Here is a 16,148-nt window from a genome sequence, read left to right as displayed (position 1 = left end):
CATGGGCGCGGCGGCCCGCTACCTGACCTGGGCGGGCACCGGCCTGGCCGCGCTCGGCGCGACCACCGCCGCCTATAACCTGCTCACCTTGCGCACCCTGCCACGTGGCGTCGCGGGCGTGATCGAGCCGGTCACGGTCTGTGTGCCCGCTCGCGACGAAGCCGAGCGCCTCCCCGCGCTGATCGCCGACCTTCGTGCCCAGACCGGCGTCCCCCGCCTGCACGTGTTGATCCTCGACGACGCCTCCACCGACGGCACCTACGACGCCGCACTGGCCGCGATCGCAGGCGACGAGCGCTTCACCGTGCTCCGCTCCGCCGCCCACCCCGCACCCGGCTGGACCGGTAAGGCCGCCGCGTGCGCCCGCCTGGCCGCCCGCACCGACGCGGCCGCCCTGGTCTTCGTCGACGCGGATGTGCGCCTGGCTCCCCAGGCGATCGCCGCGGCCGTGACCGAATTGCGCAGGCGCGAAGCGGGTTTGGTTTCCGCCTGGCCGGTGCAGGAAGCCGGTTCGGCCGCCGAACACCTGGTCCAGCCACTGCTCGCCTGGTCATGGGCCTCGACCCTGCCGGTCGGCCCCGCCAACCACAGCCTGCGCCCGTCCACCGCCGTCGCGTGCGGCCAGTTCCTGGCCGTCGACGCCGAGGCCTACCGTGCCGCCGGCGGCCACGCGGCCGTAGCCGCCAGTGCCACCGAGGATCTCGACCTGGCGCGCGCCGTCCGCCGAGCAGGCCACCGTACTGCCCTGATCACCGCGGGCCCGGCCGCGAGCACCAGAATGTACACCGGCACAACCGAACTCACCGACGGCTACACCCGCTGGCTCTGGTCCGCCTACGGCGGCCGCCGAGACACCGGCGCCGCCATCGCGATCCTCGCCACCCTCGCCTATTGGATCCCCCCACTGGCCGCCCTCTTCGGCCGCGGCCGCACCCGCCGCGCGGGCCTGCTCGGCTACCTCGCGGCCGTCACCAGCCGCCTCACCGCCCGCACCATCGAAACCCGCCGCCCCCCGGCACCGTCCGACCTCACCTCAGCTCTGGCCCACCCCCTGGCAGTAGCCCACTACCTGACCCTGTGGACCCGCTCCCACCACCGCCACCGCACCGGCCGCCTCCGCTGGAAACAACGCCCCCTGGTAACCCCCGAAGAATCGATCGCCCGCCACGCCTGAACGCCTCGCCGCCCACTCAGTCCACTTCGGTGATGCCGATCGTCGGAAAGAAGAAGCAGGAGCGGCCGCGTTGTCGGTGGTGCCGAAGACGGCGGCCAGCACGGTGCCGCGGCCGGTGTCCACGGGGACCGCGCGGACGCCACCGACGGGAATCGCGGCGAAGAGGAAGTCGCGGATCGCGGTTTCGGCGAGTGGACGCAGTTCGACAGGAACCCCGGGCGGAACCATCGCGCGCACGATGTCCGCGATCGGCCCCATCGACGCCATACCGCCCCGCCCGGTACTGATATTGAGCCAGGCCACCTGCATACCCGAGGTTTTCGTCGCGGCGGTGTCGGGAGCCAGACCGTAGGGCAGGAAGGTGAACAGGGTCTGGCCCGATTTCACGGCGGACAGGTCAAGACCGGGGATCGGGAGCGTGTTCGCCGGCCACGGGCCCGGCACCGCGCCCGCGACCGCTGGGACCAGGCCCGCACCGTCGCCGGTGCAGTTCGCGGCCACCGTGGGGTAGAGGAACGGCTGGATACCCATCGCTTTCAGCGTCTCGACGACAGTTTGATAGGCGCCGAGTAGATCACCGGCACCCGCGGCGGGCGTGGAGTTCGGTGCGTCCCGGGTGACGGCGGGCGTCACCGGGGCGGCCGGTTCCGCGACGGCCGGGGACACGGCCAGCACCAGCGCGGCGGCGCAGGCCGTCAGCGAGGTCAGTGTGGTGGAACGGCGCGGCATGATCACGACGTACTCCTCATCGACGCAGAGAAGGCCGACGCTACCGCGCGCAGCGGGTGAATCCGGGCAGGTGAAGTAACCGGCCGTTCGGCGCGTCGCAATTCTGCGGCTAACCCCACCGCAGCTCAGTGACCTCGCCGAACCGGGGCAATTGTGCCCACATCCATACCCGGTTCCAAGCTCTGCGCTCACGCTGATTTCTACCGTTGCCGCCACGGCATCTGTGCCACATGCTGATTCAGCTCGGGACGCAACGCCGGAGCACAACCATCCAGAGCGACCGAGAGACCTGGCTCTACGACGTCGCAGCAACCCGCCCTGTTCGAGGGTGTGGGTGCTTCTGCCGGGTTCGATGGAGGAGATTGCCGTGCTGACCGTGGGATACCGCCGCCGCCATATCGACCAGTGCCGAGTGACCGCGATTGCCTGTCCGGCCTGAGTGCCGCCAGCTCGCGAACCCGTAACTGGCCGGGTGGAGGTCACTGTGCCTCGTTCCACTGTTCCCGAAGGACTCCTATGACCGCGTCCGCCGTCTCCGGCGCCGAGACCGCACCGCCGGGCGACGCGCCGCCCGCCGCACCGGAATCCGCCGACGATCTTCCGCGGATCGCCGGCTCGTGGCACCCGTGGCGGTGGGTCGTCGCCGCGATCGCGCTGCTGCTGGTGGCCCAGTTCGCGCACGGTCTGATCACCAATCCGGGCTGGGACTGGGGCACATTCGCCCAGTACTTCACCGCGAAGTCCGTGCTGGCCGCCCTCCGGGTGACCATCGAGCTGACCCTGTGGGGCACCGTCCTCGGTTTCGCCATCGGCACCCTGCTGGCGATCGGGCGGGTGTCGAACAATCCGGTGCTGCGGGTGATCGCCTGGACCTACGTCTGGGCGTTCCGTTCGATCCCGCTGATCGTGCAGCTGCTGTTCTGGTTCAACATCGCGTACCTGTATCCCCGGCTGTCCGTGGGCATTCCGTTCGGGCCCGGGTTCTTCGATTTCGAGGTGAACGGCGTCATCAGCGGCTTCACCGCGGCGGTGATCGGCCTGGCCCTGCATCAGGCGGCGTACTCGGCCGAACTGATCCGGGCCGGTCTGCTCGCCGTCGACGCGGGCCAGCTGGAAGCGGCTGCCGCGCTGGGGATTCCGCGCTGGCGGCAGTTCCGCACGATCGTGTTGCCGCAGGCGATGCGCACGATCGCGCCCAACGCGGCCAACGAGGTGATCAGCCTGTTCAAGGGCACCTCGATCGTGTCGGTGATGGCGATCGCCGAGCTGTTCTACCAGGTGCAGGTGATCTTCGGCCGCAACGGCCGGGTGGTGCCGCTGCTGATGGTGGCCACGGCCTGGTACATCGTGCTCACCACCGCGTTGACGATCGTCCAGTTCTACATCGAACGGCACTACGCCAAGGGCGCCCAGCGTGAGCTACCGCCGACGCCGTGGCAGCGGGTACGCGCCAAGGTCACCGAGATCGCCGCCGCACCCCGAGGAGCCACCCGATGACCGCCGCGGTGCAGGCACGAGGAATTCGCAAGTCCTACAACGGCACCGAGGTGTTGCGTGGGATCGACTTGGCGGTGCGCACCGGCGAGGTCGTCGCGCTGATCGGCCCGTCCGGGTCGGGCAAGTCCACGCTGCTGCGGGTGCTCAACCACCTCGAGGCGCAGGACGCGGGCACCGTGCACGTCGACGGTGAGCTGATCGGCTACCGGCAGCGCGGCAATACGCTGCGCCCGCTGCCCGATCACGCGGTGCGCGCCCAGCGCGGCCGGATCGGTTTCGTATTCCAGCAGTTCAATCTGTTCCCGCACCTCACGGGGCTGGAGAACGTCGTGCTCGCCCCGGTCTCCTCGCAGCGCCGCCCGCGCGGCGAGGTGGTCGCGGAGGCCGAACAGCTGCTCGACCGGGTCGGCCTCGCCGATTTCGCCGACGCCTACCCCCGCAGGCTCTCCGGCGGCCAGCAACAGCGCGTCGCGATCGCCCGGGCCCTTGCCATGAAGCCGCGGCTGATCCTGTTCGACGAGCCCACCTCCGCGCTCGACCCGGAATTGGTCGGCGAGGTCCTCTCGGTGATCCGCGATCTCGCCCGCACCGGCACGGCTCTGGTGATCGTCACCCACGAGATCGGGTTCGCCCGTGAGGTCGCCGACACGGTGGTCTTCCTCGACGAAGGACAGATCGTCGAACAGGGCGACGCCGCCACCGTCCTCGACCGCCCCGAACATCCACGCACGCAGGCATTCCTGTCCCGCGTGCGCTGAGTATCCCTTCCGAAGAACAGGTTTCGACACCGATGAAGCTCTCCACACTGATCGGCATCATCTCGGCGGCCACGCTGCTGACCACCGGCTGCACCGCCGATCCGGAATCCGCCGAGACCGTCCAGGCGGGTTCGGTCACCTTCGACCTCTCGCCCGCGCAGGACGGCAGGGTGCGGGTCGCGAAGGTCGACGCGATTGCCGCCGAAGTGCCGCAGGCGATTCGCGATCGCGGCACGCTGCTGGTGACCGGGTCGGGCGGTGCCGCCCCGCCGCTGCGGTTCTATGCCACCGATGACAAGACCGTGGTGGGTTCCGAAGTCGATTTCGCCTCGCTGGTCGCCGACATCCTTGGACTGAAATTGGTTCCACAGGTGGCGGATTGGTCGCAGAGCTTCGTGCGGATCGACTCCGGCGAGGCCGATGCGTTCATCTCCAACGTCACCGTCACCGAGGAGCGCAAGGAGAAGTACGACTTCGCGACCTACCGCAAGGACAACGTCGCACTCGAGGTGCCCAAGGACAGCTCGCTGGTCTTCACCGACCGCAAGAGCCTGGTGGGCAAGCGCATCGGAGTGGGCGCGGGGACGAATCAGGAACAGCTGCTGGTGAAGTGGAGCGAGAAGAACGTCGCCGAGGGGCTGGCGCCGATCGATATCGCCTACTACCAGCAGATCACCGACTATTACCTGGCGCTCGCCTCCCAACGGCTCGACGGCTACATCGGCCCCAATCCGACCGGCATCTACCACTCGACCACCACCGGCGAAACCAAGATCATCGCCACCTTCTCGGGCGCCGGTGAAGCGTTGCAGGGCGAGATCGCGGTGCTGTCCAAGAAGAACAGCGGCCTCAATGCCGCCGTGCACAAGGCGCTCGTCCACGCCATCGCCGACGGCAGCTATCAGAAGGTCCTCGATCGCTGGGGCCTGGATTCGGAGAAGGTCACCGAGTCGCGGATCAACCCGCCCGGCCTGCCGAAAAAGCCTGCCGCATGAGGTCGTTCGAGAAGCTAGGAGCCCGCGCATGAAATTCCTGCTGATGACGCTGATCACCCGGGTGCCCGATCCGGTGACCGGGGTGGTGCCGACAACGCGTGATCGCCTGCACGACGTGATCGAACAGGCCGAGCGCGCTGAGGAATTCGGCTACGACGGGTTCGCGGTCGGTGAGCGCCACGAGGATCCGTTCCTGTCCGCCGCTCCCCCGGTGGTGCTGAGCCACATCGCGGCCCTCACCTCGCGGATCAGCTTGTTCACCGCGGTCACCACGTTGAGCCTGCTCGACCCGGTGCGGGCGTTCGAGGACTATTCCACGCTCGACAATCTGTCCGACGGCAGGCTCGAACTGATCATCGGCAAGGGCAACGGCGCGGCGCAGGCACAGCTGTATCACGTCACCACCGAGGATCAGTGGGACCGCAATCGTGAAGGCTACGAGGTGTTCCGGGCGCTGTGGGACAGCGACGAGGTGACGTGGTCGGGACAGTTCCGGCCCGCGCTCACCGCGGCCAAGGCGTTGCCGCGACCGTTGCAGCCGCGAGTGCGGATCTGGCACGGAAGCGCGACGAGCCGGGAGTCGGTGGAACTGGCCGCGCGCCACGGTGATCCGGTGTTCTCGGCGAACGTCACCAACCCCATCGAGCCGTACGCCAAGCTGATCCGCCACTACCGCGAGCGGTGGGCGCACTACGGTCACGATCCGGCCGACGCCCTGGTCGGCGCGGGCACGGCGGGCTTCCACGTCGCACGGACCTCGCAGGAGGCCGTCGAGGTGTTCCGGCCGCTCTTCGAGGCGCGGACCGCACTGCAGCGCAAGGTCGGCAATCCGGTGGTGTTCGAGACCGTCGAGGACTTCCTCGCCCGTTCGTCGGCGCTGGTCGGCAGCCCGGAACAGGTGATCGACAAGGTGGGCCGCTATCACGAGCAGTTCGGGCACGAGGTGATCCACCTGTCCGCCGAACGTGACGGCCGCACCGAACCCGACTACCTGGGCAGTCTCGAGCTGTTCCAGGCCGAGGTGGCGCCCGAGTTGCGCCGCCGCATTCCGAGCCGTCCCCTGGCCGCTGGCCGTGAATTCTCTGGAGTTACCTCGTGATTCGACATCGACTCGCCGCTCTCGCGGGCGTCCTCGCCGCCGCTACCACGGTGGTCGCGTGCGGCGGCGACACCGGAGGCTCCGGTGGTCAGGCCGGTCCACCGCAGCCCGGCGGCACGTTGCGCTACGGGCTGTCCGGAGCGCCGACCTGCTCGGACCCGGCGCAGTCGGGCACCAACCAGACCATCTACGTGGCCCGTCAGATCGTCGACTCGCTGACCGATCAGGACCCGAAGACCGGCGCGATCACCCCGTGGCTGGCCAAGAGCTGGGAGGTCAGTCCCGACGCCAAGGTGTTCACCTTCACGCTGGCCGACGGCGTCACCTTCAGTGACGGCACCGCGCTCACCGCCGACTCGGTGCGCGATACCTTCGACGCGATCGTCCGGCTCGGTGCCGCGAAGGCGCAGCTGGGCGCGAGCTACCTCACCAGCTACGTCGGTACGACGGCGGTGGACAAGCTCACCGCGCGCGTCGAGTTCAGCCAGCCGAACGCCCAGTTCCTGCAGGCGTCCTCGACCCCGCAGCTCGGCATCCAGGCCACCTCCACCAATGCCAAACCGGCCGAGGCCAGATGCGCCGGCGACAACATCGGCAGCGGGCCGTTCACCTACGCCGCCTACCAGCAGGACACCTCGGTGACCCTGGCCAAGCGCGCCGGATACCACTGGGGCTCGCCCGTTTTCGGCCACCAGGGCGAGGCGTACCTGGATCGGATCGAGTTCACGGTCGTTCCCGAATCGGGTGTGCGCACCGGCAGCCTGGCCTCCGGCCAGCTGGACGCCGTGAGCGACGCCCTACCCCAGGACGCTCCGCAGATCGAGGCCGTCGGCGGGCGGATTCTGTCGACCTCCAACCCCGGCACCCCATTCGGCCTGCAGCTCAACGTGACTCGGGGCCCATTGCGTGATCCGGCGGTCCGGCAGGCGCTGCTGCCCGCGATCGATCGCAAGCAACTCGTCGAGACCGTTCTCGGTCCACAGTTCAAGCCGGCGACATCCAGCCTGGCCTCGGCCACCCCGGCCTACCTGGATCAGTCCACGCGACTCGCCTACGATCCGGCGAAGGCGAAGGCGATCCTCGATCAGGCGGGCTGGGTGCCCGGCGCCGACGGTGTGCGGGCCAAGAACGGTGAGCGACTGAGTTTCGCGGTGACGTTCAGCCAGGTGTTCGCGGGCAACCAGGCGATTCTCGAGCTGGTGCAGCAGCAACTGCGCCAGGTCGGGGTGGACCTGAAGCTCGATCTCGTCTCCACCCCGGAGGCGATCGCCAGGCAGAACGCCAGGGAAGTCGACGCGGGTTACGGCAATTCCACCCGTGCCGACGGCGACATTCTGCGCACGTCGTTCGGCCTCGCCGGTCGCAACATCACCGCACGCGGCCCGATCCCCGAGCTCGACGCGGCCCTCGACCGGCAGCTGGCCACCAACGATCCGGCCGCCCGCGCGGAACTGCTCGCGACCGCGCAGCGGCAGGTGCTCGACAACGGGCTCTACGTCCCCACGATCGAGCTGTCGCAGGCGATCGGTGCGGCCGCGCACACACAGGATCTGAAGTTCGAGGCCTCGGCGCGCTTGCAGTTCTTCGATACCTGGTTGAGCGGGCACTGATGAGCGGCTCGGACGGGGCGCGGGACGTGCGCGCGGCGAGTGGCGGTTTTCTGAGCCGGCGCGTCGGCCCTCGCCGCACTCCGGGCCGCGCGAACCCGGCGGGCGGCGGGGCGGCTCGCTACCTGGGTTCGCGGGTACTGCAGGCGATCTGGGTGCTGTGGGCGGCGTTCACGATCTCGTTCGTGGTGCTGTATCTGCTGCCCGCGGATCCGGTGTCGATGGCGGCCGACACCGCGGGCACCGGCGCGCCGGTCGACCAGGCGGCGATCGCCGAGTTGCAGGCTCGCTACGGCTTGGACAAGCCGCTGTGGGAACAGTATGTGACCGCACTCGGCAATGCCGTCACCGGCGATCTGGGGCGATCCATCAACACCGGTCAGCCGGTGACCCAAGCCCTCGGTGACGTCATACCGGCCACCCTCGGACTGGCCGCTCTCGCCCTGTTCTTCGCGATCATCGGCGGGACGGCCCTCGCGTTCGCCGCTACCTACACGCGGCGGCCGTGGCTTCGCAACACCTTGAGCGCCCTACCGCCACTGGGTGTTTCGGTACCGACGTTCTGGACCGGGCTACTCCTGTTGCAGCTGTTCTCCTTTCGGCTGCACTGGTTCCCGGCATTCGGTGGGACGGGGCTGCGCGGGACGCTACTGCCCGCGCTGACCCTGGCCTTGCCGATCGGGGCGGTGCTCGCCCAGGTTTTCGCCGCCGGTCTGGAACAGACGTGGCGGCAGCCGTTCACCGATGTGGCGCTGGCCAAAGGCGCGTCACGCTGGTGGGTGCAGCGTCGCCACATCGCCCGGCTGGCGAGCGTGCCCGCTTTCACCATCGCCGGTGTGCTGGTCGGCTCGATGCTGGCCGGGTCGGTGGTGGTGGAGTCGGTGTTCGCCCGTGCGGGAGTCGGCAGGCTCACCCAGACCTCGGTACTCAACCAGGACATCCCCGTTGTCCAGGGCGTGGTGCTGCTCTCGGCGCTGATTTTCGTCGGTGTGAACCTGGCGGTCGACCTGCTCTATCCGCTGCTCGATCCGCGCATCACCGGTACGCGTCGCAGTCGTCCGGTCGTGGCGCCTGCCGAAAGCGCTCCGTCGGCAGATGTCGCGAAGGCGGTGCGCGATGCCTGATGTCAGCGCGAATCGGCGCGGCGATCCACCCCGCCCCGGCAATAGCGGAGCGGGCACAGACCGGACTCGCACCACCGATACCGAAGGGAGCGAACATGGTTGACGTTCTTGTACGACGCGACAAGGTCGCTGATCGGCCCGCGGCGCCCAGCATCGTCGCGCGCCGCTCTCGCGGTGCCACGGTGCTCCGCTGGACGCGCGGACATCTCGGACTCGTGCTCTCCGGTGTCGTACTCGTGATCGCCGTCGGGTGGGCGGTGGCGCCGTCGGTGTTCGCCTCCGGCGACCCGCTGATCGGCGTGCCCGCGCAGAAGTTCCAGGGGCCGAGTGCCGCACACTGGTTCGGCACCGACAATCTCGGGCGCGACCTCTACACCCGCATGGTGCACGGCGCCGGGCTCTCGCTCACCGCCACACTCACCGCGGTCGGGATCGCGCTGGTGGTGGGGTCTTTGCTCGGGCTGCTGTCGGGGGCGGCGGGTGGCATCGTCGACACCGCGATCATGCGCGTGGTCGATGTGCTGCTGTCGATTCCCTCGCTCCTTCTCTCGCTCGCACTCGTGACCGCCCTCGGCTTCGGCACCCGCAATGTGGCACTCGCCGTGGGGATCTCACTGATCGCGAACTTCGCGCGGGTGATGCGCTCGGAGGTGCTGCGGGTGCGGCACGCACCCTATGTCGAAGCCGCGCACGCGTCGGGCGTGCGCTGGTACGCGGTCCTCGTTCGGCACGTACTTCCCAATTCGTTCCAGCCCGTCCTGGCCTTGGCCGCAGTGGAATTCGGCATGGCCGTGCTCGCGGTGTCGTCGCTCAGTTTCCTCGGGTACGGCACCAAACCGCCCACCCCCGAATGGGGTTCGCTGATCTCGGAGGGCCGCAACTTCCTCGCCTCGGCCTGGTGGCTGACCACATTGCCCGGCCTCGTCATCGTCGCCGTCGTGTTGTCGGCCCAGCATCTGGGCCGCTTCGCGGGAAAGGCCAACCGATGAGCGCAGACCGATCCGTCCCCGCCCCCCTACTGCGAGTGGACGATTTGCGCATCGCCTATCGGACCGGCGATCGGTCGGTCGACGCACTCCGTGGCGTCACCGTGGAGGTGGCGCGCGGGGAAGTCGTCGCGCTGGTGGGCGAGTCGGGGTCGGGCAAGTCGACCCTCGCGCATGCCGTGATCGGGCTTCTCGGCGCTTCGGCGCGGACGGTGTCCGGCACCGTCGAATTCGGCGGTGAGCGGATCGATCCGCGCGACGAGAAGGCGTTGCGGCGATTGCGCGGCGCACGAGTGGGGTTCGTACCGCAGGATCCGGGACTTTCGCTCAATCCGGTACTGCGAGTGGGCGATCAGGTGGCGGAGGCGCTGCTGGTGCACCGGCTCGCCGACCGGCGTGGGGCAGCACTGCAAGCCCTCGATCTGCTCGAGGAAGCCGGTTTGGATCGGCCGCGGGTGCGGGCCCGGCAATATCCGCACGAGTTGTCCGGTGGGCAGCGGCAGCGGGTGCTGATCGCGATCGCGCTGGCGTGCGGGCCGGAGTTGATCATCGCCGACGAGCCGACGAGCGCGCTCGACGCGACAGTGGCGCGGCAGGTGCTCGATCGACTGGCCGAGCGGATCGCGGCCCGCGGAACCGCGGTGCTGCTGATCACCCATGACCTGGCCGTGGCCGCCGAGCGAGCCGATCGGCTGGTCGTGCTCGAGCACGGCAGGGTTGTCGAATCAGGGTCGACCGCACAGGTGCTGGCCCGGCCCGCACAGCCCTATACCCAGCGTTTGCTGGCCGCGTCCCCGGCGCTCTCACCCACCGATTTCCGGCCACCGCGTCCCAGGGCGGCAGCTCCGTTGCTGTCGGTTCATGCTCTGCACAAGCGATTCCACGCGGGAGCCGGCTCGATCACCGCCGTCGACGATGTGGCGTTCAGCCTCGATCGCGGCGAAACACTCGCGCTGGTGGGCGAATCCGGTTCGGGTAAGTCGACGACGGCACGGATCGCCGTGCGACTCACCGAGGTGGACAGCGGCACGGTCACCTTCGACGGTCACAACCTCACCAGCGTCCGCCGCAAGCGGTTGCGCGAACTGCGTCAACGGTTCCAGGTGGTGTACCAGAACCCGTACTCCTCGCTGGACCCGCGCTGGACAGTCGCCGACATCATCGCCGAACCCTTGCGCGCCTATGGTCTCGGCGACCGCGCGAAACGGGTCGCCGAACTACTCGAACAAGTCGCGCTCCCAGCGGATTTCACCACCCGAAAGCCCGCGGAACTGTCCGGCGGGCAACGTCAACGGGTGGCGATCGCGCGTGCGCTGGCCTTGCGCCCGGACCTGCTCGTGCTCGACGAACCGGTCTCCGCACTCGACGCCTCGGTGCAGGCGCAGATCCTCGACCTGCTCGACACCCTGCAGAACGAACTCGCCCTCGGCTACCTGTTCATCTCCCACGACCTGGCCGTGGTGCGCCGGATCAGCGACCGCGTCGCCGTGATGCGCCACGGTCGCATCGTCGAAACCGGCCCCACCGCAACCCTGTTCACCGATCCACAACACCCGTACACCAGGGAGCTGCTCGCGGCGATCCCCGCGCCGGGGACCCGGATCGATCCCCTCCACGGAAAGGACCTCACCCGATGAGCAAGACCGGACTGTTTCTCGGCATCGAAATAGCGGGCACCGGAACGCATCCCGCGTCCTGGCGGCGCGCCGATTCCGCTGCCGAAGACCTGTTCACCGCCGGCTACTGGACCAGTGTCGTCAGCTCGGCCGAGGATCTCGGGTTCGACGCTGTCTTCCTGCCCGACTCGTTCGGCATCCAATCCGGTGGCGCCGCCGCGACCCGCGGCAGGCTCGACGCCGTCGCGATCGCCGCCCGCACCGCCCCGCTGAGCACGCGGATCGGCCTGATCCCCCAGGTGCCGGTGACCCACACCGAGCCGTTCCACGTGTCCAAGGCGGTGACCGCACTCGACTTCGCGAGCCTGGGCCGAGCCGGCTGGGAGGTGACCGTGTCCACCGCCGAGGCCAAGGCGTTCGGCCGCAAGGACATTCAAGATCCGGTGTCACTGTGGCACGAGGCCGACGAAGCAGTCGAGGTGGTGACCCGGCTGTGGGACAGCTGGGAGGACGACGCCGAGATCCGCGACGTCGCCACCGGCCGTTTCATCGATCGCGACCGCCTGCACTACATCGACTTCACCGGCGACAACTTCTCGGTCAAAGGCCCGTCGATCACCCCACGCTCGCCCCAGGGCCAACCGATTGTGACGGTTCGCGCCGACACTCCTGAGTCGACGGAAGTGGCAGTCCGCCGCGCCGATCTCATCCGCGTCACCGCCCCCGATCTCCCCACCGCGGCCGCACGTCGCACCGCCTTGCGCGCCGCGATCGCCGCCGAGGGCCGCGACCCCAGCACCGTGCGGATACTGCTCGATCTCCCTGTCCACCTGGCAGATTCGGCCGACGATGCGCGGGCGGCGGTGCGCGAACTCGACCGATGGGCCGAACACACCGAGATCTCCGCCGCGCATCGACCCAGCACGGCATCCACCAGCGCGGCCGAAACCACCCAGCTCCGCCATGTGGGGACTGTCGGCGAACTCGACGAACTGCTCGCCGAGATCGCGCGGTCCGGGATCGCCGACGGAGTGGTTGTGCGGCCACTGGCCCTCCAGGCAACCCTGCGCGCACTGATCACGCACCGGCGAACGGCCGTCGCACCGACGACCGACTCCGCGAGCGATCACCCGCAGCCGAACGGCCCCGCGACCCTGCGCGATCGCCTCGACCTGCCTCGCCCCGCCAGCCGATACGCCACGACAGGAACAGTGCTGTGACCTCGAAACCACGCAAGCAAGTCCATCTCGCCGCGCATTTCCCCGGCGTCAACAACACCACCGTCTGGGCCGATCCCGCGTCGAAATCGCAGGTCGACTTCGGGTCGTTCGAGCATCTGGCGCGCACCGCCGAACGCGGCCTGTTCGACTTCTTCTTCCTCGCCGAGGGCCTGCGGCTACGCGAGCATCGCGGACGGATCCACGACCTGGACGTGGTCGGCAGGCCGGATACGTTCACCGTGCTCAACGCGGTAGCCGCGGTGACCGAGCGACTCGGGCTGGCAGGCACCATCAACAGCACCTACAACGAACCGTTCGAGGTGGCCAAGCAGTTCGCCGCGCTCGATCACCTCTCCGGCGGCCGGGCCGCGTGGAACGTGGTCACCTCCTCGGATGCGTTCACGGGCGAGAACTTTCGGCGCGGCGGCTACCTCGAGCACAGCGAGCGGTATCGGCGGGCGGAAGAGGTCGTCGCGGCGACAAGGGCGCTGTGGGACAGCTGGCCTACCGACTCGCTGGTGATCGATCGGGAGCGGGGCGTTTTCGCTCGCGAGATTCCCGAAACCGCGTTCCGCAGTTCTCAGTTCGACTTCGCCGCACCGTTCGTCGTCCCGCCGAGCCCGCAGGGACATCCGGTGTTGTTGCAGGCGGGCGACTCCGACGAAGGCCGCGAGTTCGGTGCGAAGACCGCGGATGCGATCTTCACCGGGCACGGCACCCTCGAAGCGGGCCAGCGGTTCTACGCCGACGTCAAGGGCCGGTTGGCGAAATATGGTCGTGCGCAGGGCGATCTGCTGGTGCTGCCCGCGGCCACCTTCGTACTCGGCGACACCACCGACGAGGCACACGAGCGCGCCCGCGACATCCGCTACCAGCAGGTGAGCCCGCAGACGGCGCTCGCGTTCCTCGAACAGGTGTGGGGCCGTGACCTTTCCGGCTACGACCCAGACGGCCCACTGCCCGACATCGAGCCCGACGCCGCCGCCGAGATCACCCGTGGCCGGGTCAGGCACACGAAAGATCCACTGGCCGTGGCGAAAGCATGGCGCGCGCAGGCCGAGGCGGACAACCTCAGCATTCGCGAACTCATCATCGAGGTCACCGCCCGCCAGCAGTTCATCGGCACTCCCGCCGAGGTCGCCGAGCAGATCGACCACTACGTGCAGTCCGATGCCGCCGACGGTTTCATCCTCGTGCCCCATCTGACACCCGCCGGACTCGACGAGTTCGTCGACCGGGTGGTCCCCGAACTGCAGGAACGCGGCAGTTTCCGCACCGAGTACACCGGCACCACCCTGCGCGACCACCTCGGTCTGCGTCACCCCCACCACACCGTCGCCGAAGGAGCACGCGCGTCATGACCATCACTGTCGAGAACCCCAGCGCCACCACGACATTCGCCGACGACTGGTCGCGCTGGCATCATGCCCGCGAGGACGGCCTGCGCGATCCGCTCGGCTGGCTCAGCCTGGCGGGGCTGCACTGGCTCACCGACAGCCCGCAGCGCCTGGACGGCGTCCCCGGGACCTGGTGGGTCACCGACGAGAAGGTGTTCATCACCGCGCAGCCCGCCGACCGGCTCGATGTCGACGGCGAGCGGATCGGCGGCGTGCAGATCGTGACGCCCGTGGAGGGCGCGCCGGGGATCAGTGTGCTCAACGAGGAGAAGGTCCTCGAAGTGATCCGGCGCTCCGGACAATTCGCGGTGCGCGTGCACGATCCGGCCGCACCTACACTGACCGCGTTCACCGGCGTCGCCGCCTATCCGGCCGATCCGCGCTGGGTCGTGACCGGGCGTTTCACCGCGTTCGGGCAAGCACGCACCGTCACCACGGGCGCCGTCGTCGACGGGCTGGAGCACCACCACAGCGCCGCCGGAATCATCGAGTTCCGGATCGGCGACAGCCACGAGGCGCTGCTCGCGTTCGGCACCACCGACGACCTGAAGGTGCTGTTCACCGACGCCACCAGCGGCGTCACCACCTACCCGGCCGCCCGCTCGCTCGCCATCGGCGCGGTCGAGGCCGACGGCACCGTCACCCTCGACTTCAACCGCGCCGTGAACCTGCCGTGCGCGTTCACCGACTTCGCGACCTGCCCCGTCGCGCCGCGGGAGAACCGGCTGCGCGTGGCTGTCGAAGCGGGAGAACAGGATCCGAAGCGATGAGCGTTCCGCTGTCGATTCTCGATCTGTCTCCGATCAGCGAAGGTTCCAGTGCCGCAAAGGCATTGCGCAATACCGTCGACCTCGCCCGGCACGCCGAACAGTGGGGATATCACCGATACTGGCTGGCCGAACACCATTTCGTGTCGGTGGCGAGTTCGTCGTCGCTGACGCTGCTCGGATTGGTCGCCGCGGCGACCTCACGCATCCGGGTCGGGACCGGCGCCGTGCAGGTGGGGCACCACACATCGGCCTCGATCGTGGAGGCGTTCGGCACCGTCGACGCGTTGCATCCGGGCCGTCTCGATCTGGGTCTGGGCCGGTCAGGGCATCGACGCAGCCAGTTCGGTGCCGCCGCGACGACCACCAAAGGCGGGCACCCCGTACTGGACACGGTCACCGGACGGACCGAAGTGCGCGACGGTGTGGTGGTGCCGCCGCCCTTCGATCCACGCCGGGTCACCGACCGCACGAAGTTCCTCGCCTCGGCCGAGGCGCTGCAACAGCCCGGCGCGGAGTCACTGGACTTCGCGGACCAGGTGGCCGAGGTCCAGGCGCTGCTCGACGGCCGCTACTTCACTGCCGGTGGTGTCGAGCTGCACGCCGTTCCCGGCGAGGGAATCGACACCGAGTTGTGGCTGTTCGGCAGTTCGGCGGGCGAAAGCGCGGAGCTGGCAGGCAGGTCGGGGCTGCCGTTCGCGGCGGCCTACCATGTCGCGCCGGGATCCGCGCTGGACGCGGTCGAGGCATATCGGGCGGCGTTCCGGCCGTCGGAGCTGCTGGCCGAACCGCACGTCATCGTCTCGGCGGACGTAGTAGCCGCGGCCGACGACGACACCGCCCACCGTCACGCGAGCACCTACGGACACTGGGTGCACAGCATCCGCAGTGGCGGCGCGGCCGAATACCTCGACCCCGCAACAGCTTCCCCCCTCACCCCGGACCAGCTACGTCTCGTCGACGACCGCCTGTCCTCCCAGATCGTCGGCTCCCCCGCCACCGTGGTCGAGCGCCTCGACGCGCTTCAAAAGGTCACCGGCGCAGACGAACTCCTCATCACCACCATCACCCACCACCACGCCGACCGCCTCGAATCCCACCGCCTCCTGGCCGACGCGTGGGGATTGCGAGCCGCCCGCGCCGCCTGACCGCCCACTACCGAAAACCCTGGGGCGCCCC

General features: G+C 69.1%; 13 protein-coding genes and 1 riboswitch. All 13 genes read left to right on the top strand.

Annotated features, from left to right (window positions below; all coding sequences use genetic code 11):
- The first annotated feature begins 1 nt into the window (after window position 1).
- The 13 genes from ACWZHB_RS04595 (at window position 2) to ACWZHB_RS04535 (ending at window position 16,117) form a co-directional block, all read left to right on the top strand.
- Complete coding sequence (locus ACWZHB_RS04595; RefSeq protein ID WP_427906679.1) at window positions 2-1,174, top strand: glycosyltransferase; 1,173 nt, start codon at window positions 2-4, stop codon at window positions 1,172-1,174.
- A 993-nt stretch (window positions 1,175-2,167) separates the two neighbouring features.
- Window positions 2,168-2,262: riboswitch (SAM riboswitch) on the top strand.
- 157 nt (window positions 2,263-2,419) lie between these two features.
- Entirely contained in the window at window positions 2,420-3,400 is a 981-nt protein-coding gene (locus tag ACWZHB_RS04590) for an amino acid ABC transporter permease (protein WP_427906678.1), read from the top strand.
- Window positions 3,397-4,158 carry an amino acid ABC transporter ATP-binding protein gene (locus ACWZHB_RS04585; protein ID WP_427906677.1) on the top strand — a complete coding sequence of 254 codons (762 nt, stop codon included), beginning with the start codon at window positions 3,397-3,399 and terminating at the stop codon, window positions 4,156-4,158. Before ACWZHB_RS04590 ends, ACWZHB_RS04585 begins: the two co-directional genes overlap by 4 nt.
- 32 nt (window positions 4,159-4,190) lie before the next feature.
- A complete protein-coding gene (locus tag ACWZHB_RS04580; protein WP_427906676.1) occupies window positions 4,191-5,153 on the top strand; it encodes an ABC transporter substrate-binding protein in 963 nt (320 codons plus the stop codon).
- 28 nt (window positions 5,154-5,181) lie between these two features.
- The gene (locus ACWZHB_RS04575) at window positions 5,182-6,252 is read left to right on the top strand and encodes an LLM class flavin-dependent oxidoreductase (protein ID WP_427906675.1); all 1,071 of its coding nucleotides are present in this window, start codon (window positions 5,182-5,184) and stop codon (window positions 6,250-6,252) included.
- Window positions 6,249-7,862, top strand: a complete 1,614-nt coding sequence (locus ACWZHB_RS04570) for an ABC transporter substrate-binding protein (protein WP_427906674.1) — start codon at window positions 6,249-6,251, stop codon at window positions 7,860-7,862. Before ACWZHB_RS04575 ends, ACWZHB_RS04570 begins: the two co-directional genes overlap by 4 nt.
- On the top strand, window positions 7,862-8,983 hold the full coding sequence (locus ACWZHB_RS04565) for an ABC transporter permease (protein ID WP_427906673.1): 1,122 nt from the start codon (window positions 7,862-7,864) through the stop codon (window positions 8,981-8,983). Before ACWZHB_RS04570 ends, ACWZHB_RS04565 begins: the two co-directional genes overlap by 1 nt.
- Before the next feature lie 95 nt (window positions 8,984-9,078).
- Window positions 9,079-9,972: an ABC transporter permease gene (locus ACWZHB_RS04560; RefSeq protein ID WP_427906672.1), complete on the top strand. Its 894-nt coding sequence runs from the start codon at window positions 9,079-9,081 to the stop codon at window positions 9,970-9,972.
- Window positions 9,969-11,606 carry a dipeptide ABC transporter ATP-binding protein gene (locus ACWZHB_RS04555; protein WP_427906671.1) on the top strand — a complete coding sequence of 546 codons (1,638 nt, stop codon included), beginning with the start codon at window positions 9,969-9,971 and terminating at the stop codon, window positions 11,604-11,606. Before ACWZHB_RS04560 ends, ACWZHB_RS04555 begins: the two co-directional genes overlap by 4 nt.
- Window positions 11,603-12,805 carry an LLM class flavin-dependent oxidoreductase gene (locus tag ACWZHB_RS04550; RefSeq protein ID WP_427906670.1) on the top strand — a complete coding sequence of 401 codons (1,203 nt, stop codon included), beginning with the start codon at window positions 11,603-11,605 and terminating at the stop codon, window positions 12,803-12,805. Before ACWZHB_RS04555 ends, ACWZHB_RS04550 begins: the two co-directional genes overlap by 4 nt.
- The gene (locus ACWZHB_RS04545; protein WP_427906669.1) at window positions 12,802-14,166 is read left to right on the top strand and encodes an NtaA/DmoA family FMN-dependent monooxygenase; all 1,365 of its coding nucleotides are present in this window, start codon (window positions 12,802-12,804) and stop codon (window positions 14,164-14,166) included. The genes ACWZHB_RS04550 and ACWZHB_RS04545 overlap by 4 nt, the downstream gene beginning before the upstream one ends.
- The gene (locus tag ACWZHB_RS04540; protein WP_427906668.1) at window positions 14,163-14,972 is read left to right on the top strand and encodes a DUF1684 domain-containing protein; all 810 of its coding nucleotides are present in this window, start codon (window positions 14,163-14,165) and stop codon (window positions 14,970-14,972) included. The genes ACWZHB_RS04545 and ACWZHB_RS04540 overlap by 4 nt, the downstream gene beginning before the upstream one ends.
- Complete coding sequence (locus tag ACWZHB_RS04535; protein ID WP_427906667.1) at window positions 14,969-16,117, top strand: LLM class flavin-dependent oxidoreductase; 1,149 nt, start codon at window positions 14,969-14,971, stop codon at window positions 16,115-16,117. The genes ACWZHB_RS04540 and ACWZHB_RS04535 overlap by 4 nt, the downstream gene beginning before the upstream one ends.
- Window positions 16,118-16,148: the final 31 nt, after the last annotated feature.

The organism is Nocardia sp. FBN12, assembly GCF_054031145.1.
This window is presented reverse-complemented; position numbering and strand designations above follow the sequence as displayed.